Here is a 3,645-nt window from a genome sequence, read left to right as displayed (position 1 = left end):
AGGACAACGACGATTGCGTTTGGTACCTTGCCGGAAGCCTGGGTCAATTTCGGCTGGTTAGGTATTCTCGGATTTGCAATCGTCGTGGGCTTCACCATGCAATCGGTCGCTCGCGCCTGCGTTGGCGCCAGTCCCTATTCGCTGCACTCGCTGCTGAGCGTGGTCTGGGTAGCATGGAGTTTTCAAATCGAGCTGTCAGTGAGTGCTTGGTTTTCGTCGTTTGCACAGGCGGTTTTCGTGATTCTCGTACTCTGCGCCCTGTTTACACGCGAGCCAAAGACTTCATACGCTGCCCATCCTGCGTATAGCTCTGCCTAAGCACATTCCCACTTGAATGTTGTTGCAGCTTCAACCGCGTATTCAGCGTGTACTCGTCCACCGTACAGGTCACTTGGGCGATACCGTTTGCGCGATTCCGGCGTTTCGCCTCCTCCGTCGGCATTTCACCGATGCCGAGCTGGTAATGCTCTGCGACCGTCCTTCGAAACAGAAAGTAGCAGCATGGGACGTGGTCACCAGGCTGGAACTTTTCGACCGCCTGATCAGTTACGACAGCGGGAAGGGTTGGCGCACACCGCTGGAGCTGTTCAGGCTGGTCCGCCGCCTCGCTCCCGACGTCGTCGTGCAGCTTCCGCAGGTGGATCGCACGGCCCGCTCGATCGCCACCCAGCGCTTCTTTTTCCAACTATCCGGGGTCCGGCGTTTGGTCGGATTTCGATCATGGGATTGTCCACAAGAGTGGCACCCGAGCGAACCGCATCGCTTGATCCGCTTGCTGAATGACGAAGGAATTCCCGGCTCGAAGCCGCGCTATGGCATCCCGCTAGACCAAGGATCGCTGGCTTCGCTGCGCGAAAAGCTGGAAGATCTTGACGTCGATTTGGAGCAGCCCTATCTCGTGTTTTGCGGTGGCGGCAAAACCGCCACGCAGCGCTGGCCGCTGAGCCGGTATGCCCAGGTCCTCAGCAGCATTCGCCGGCACTGTCAACTGCCGGTGATTGCCGTGGGCGGCCCCGACGAACTGACAGCTTACCGACGCGAAGTCCTACCGGTTTTCCCCCAATTGCAGATTCCACGCAGCGGGCTGCTGATCATCGAACTGGTCGAGTTGCTGCGATTTGCACTCGCCTATCTGGGCAACGACACCGGGCCGATGCACCTGGCAGCGGCGGTCGATTGCCCGGTGGCCGCCGTCATGAGCGCCCGAAATAAGCCCGGAGCATGGGATCCCGACATCGCGCGCCGCCTGATCATTCGCCACCGCACGCCGTGTGAGGGCTGCCGGCTCAGTGAGTGCCTGGTGGAACAGCACCGCTGCATGACGGCGATCGACACCCAGCGCGTCGAGGGCGCGGTGCGCGGCTTCGTTCAAGAGTTGCTGACGCAGCGACGATCAGGCGTCTTACCCCGGACGCTCCTCTAGCCGCAAGTCTGGTCGTCGGCGGATCAAATCGAACTCCTTGACGGACTATTGAGCACTTAATAATCACGACCTTGATGCTCAAGCTTTTTAAGAAATACGCTCGGACAGCCTTGCGTACCGCGGGCTTCGAATTACGACGTATCTCGCCGCTCTGGAAAGAGTCGGCGGAGTTCATCGAGATTCTCGGCCAGATCGACGGGCTGACGCTGATCTCGCCTGACCGCTGTTTCATACTGTATCAATTCGCTCGTTATGCGCGCAACCTGCCCGGCCAACTGGCCGAAGTCGGCGTCTACCGGGGCGGTACTGCGTTGTTGCTGGCCAGCACCTGTTCGGAAAAACAACTGAGTTTGTTCGATACCTTTCACGGTATGCCAGCGGTCGACAAACAGATCGACCATCACCGGGCTGGCGACTTCGACGATACGTCGTTGGAAGCGGTTCGAGCCCGATTGCGCGCTTATCCGAAGGTCGAATTCTTCCCGGGCTTTTTCCCGGACACGGCACGGCCGGTCGAAGATCGGCAGTTCGCGCTGGTCCACGTCGATGTCGATATCTACCAATCGGTGCGCGATGCCTTGGCTTTTTTCTATCCACGCTTGGTTCCGGGGGGAATCATCGTTTTTGACGATTATCTGGCGCCCACCTGCCCGGGAGTCGAAAAAGCGATCCAGGAGTTTTTGCGGACGACCGCCAACCAGCTGATTCAAACAACCGTCAGCCAGTGCATGTTGATCAAACCTCCCGCAACGTAGCGGGACTGTCTCGCCTTTTGCCTGAGCGTCAGGATAGGCAGAACCGGCCTGGCCAGCGCAGCAAATTCCCGAGACAAGTGCTATCCGTCCCGTTCGATCGTCAACCTTCGCCTGATCCAACAACCGATTCCGAAGCGTTTGCGCGACTCACTTCTCGACGCTAGCAAGGTGCTGACGGCCTGCGTTCTGCCGGATATCGATCCGAAATGGGGTGGCCCCTCCGTTTCGGTTCCAGCGCTCTGCCGGGCCATGTACGCGCAAGATCCGAGCGTCCGTTTGTACTTTGCCGCCGATGTATCGGATCCCGATTGGCCGGCGTGCTTCCAACGCTACTCGAAATCCTATGGCGGGCTGTTGCACGCCTCTCGCGGTTTGCGCGCGGCGCTGGCCGCCGCCGCGTTCCGCGTGGTGCATCATCACGCACTGTGGCTTCCCTCGTTGGGATACGCCGCGCGGGCGGCGCGGCACAGCGACTGCCCGCTTGTCATCAGCCCGCGCGGCATGCTGGCCGCTTATGCCCTACGGCGGGCGAGATGGAAAAAATGGTTCGCCGCCAGGCTCCTGCATCGCGGCGCCCTGGCCGGCGCCGCGGCCTGGCACGCGACCAGCGAAATGGAATTTGCCGACATCCGGGCTGCTGGCTTTGGCCAACCGATCCTCGTGTCGGGCAACGGCATTAACGAGCCCCGCTGGTCCGAACCCCTCGACCGCCAGCGATGGTTCGCGCGCCATTCCGAGCTCGCCGGCAAACGCATCGCACTGTTTTATTCTCGCTTGCACTCGAAGAAGGGTCTCTTGCCGCTGATTGATGCTTGGGCCCGGTTGGAGCCCAGCTTTCCGGATTGGCATCTGCTGATTTGCGGTTCGGCCCATGAATATACGCTCGACGACGTCGCCCGGGCGGTGCGCGGCCATCCGCGGTTGATCGAGCGGACGACCATTGCCGAACCTGCCGGCCTGCCGAAGCCTTATCGCCTGGCCGAGTTGTACCTCCTGCCCACGCTGTCGGAAAACTTCGGCCTCACCATCGGTGAAGCGCTTGCCTCCGGCGTGGCTGCACTCACCTCGACAGCCGCCCCCTGGTCTGGTCTGAATGACCGCGACGCCGGCCGCTGCGTGCCTTTGGACATCTTCGACGCCCACTGGGCCGAGCTCATGAAACTGGCCCCCGATGCGCTGCGAGAACAAGGTGCTCGCGGGCGCGAGTGGATGCTTACCGACTTTTCCTGGGACCGCAAAGCCGCGGAAATGCTTGATTTCTATCAACAGTTGACTGACGAATGAAGATTCAGATTGTCATGAATTTTGCGATGCCCGTTCCGGCCTTGCGCGGCGGAGCCGTGGAAAAGCGCTGGCATGGGCTGGCGCTCGAACTGAGCCGGCGCCATGACGTTTTGATGTATTCACGCCAAGACGGCAATCTGCCGCAACACCAAATCGAAGGCCGCTTGCACCATCTCCGCACGC

At 60.5% G+C, this 3,645-nt stretch carries 5 protein-coding genes; all 5 read left to right on the top strand.

The annotated features are described in order from the left end of the window. A partial coding sequence (locus VGG64_24875; protein HEY1602862.1) for a hypothetical protein occupies positions 1-318 on the top strand: 318 nt, incomplete at its 5' end. 16 nt (positions 319-334) lie between these two features. After that, positions 335-1,423, top strand: coding sequence for a glycosyltransferase family 9 protein (locus VGG64_24870; protein HEY1602861.1), 1,089 nt, complete (start codon positions 335-337; stop codon positions 1,421-1,423). Between the two features lie 74 nt (positions 1,424-1,497). Beyond that, positions 1,498-2,178, top strand: a complete 681-nt coding sequence (locus tag VGG64_24865) for a TylF/MycF/NovP-related O-methyltransferase (protein HEY1602860.1) — start codon at positions 1,498-1,500, stop codon at positions 2,176-2,178. A gap of 168 nt (positions 2,179-2,346) precedes the next feature. After that, a complete protein-coding gene (locus VGG64_24860) occupies positions 2,347-3,462 on the top strand; it encodes a glycosyltransferase (protein ID HEY1602859.1) in 1,116 nt (371 codons plus the stop codon). Then, a partial coding sequence (locus VGG64_24855; protein HEY1602858.1) for a hypothetical protein occupies positions 3,459-3,645 on the top strand: 187 nt, incomplete at its 3' end. The genes VGG64_24860 and VGG64_24855, both read left to right, overlap by 4 nt.

This window comes from Pirellulales bacterium (assembly GCA_036490175.1).
GTDB lineage: Bacteria > Planctomycetota > Planctomycetia > Pirellulales > JACPPG01 > JACPPG01.
This window is presented reverse-complemented; position numbering and strand designations above follow the sequence as displayed.

Bases quoted from the DNA above. Each gene is read 5' to 3' on its own strand.
- VGG64_24870 (HEY1602861.1), top strand. From the start codon at position 335: ATGTTGTTGCAGCTTCAACCGCGTATTCAGCGTGTACTCGTCCACCGT.
- VGG64_24865 (HEY1602860.1), top strand. From the start codon at position 1,498: ATGCTCAAGCTTTTTAAGAAATACGCTCGGACAGCCTTGCGTACCGCG.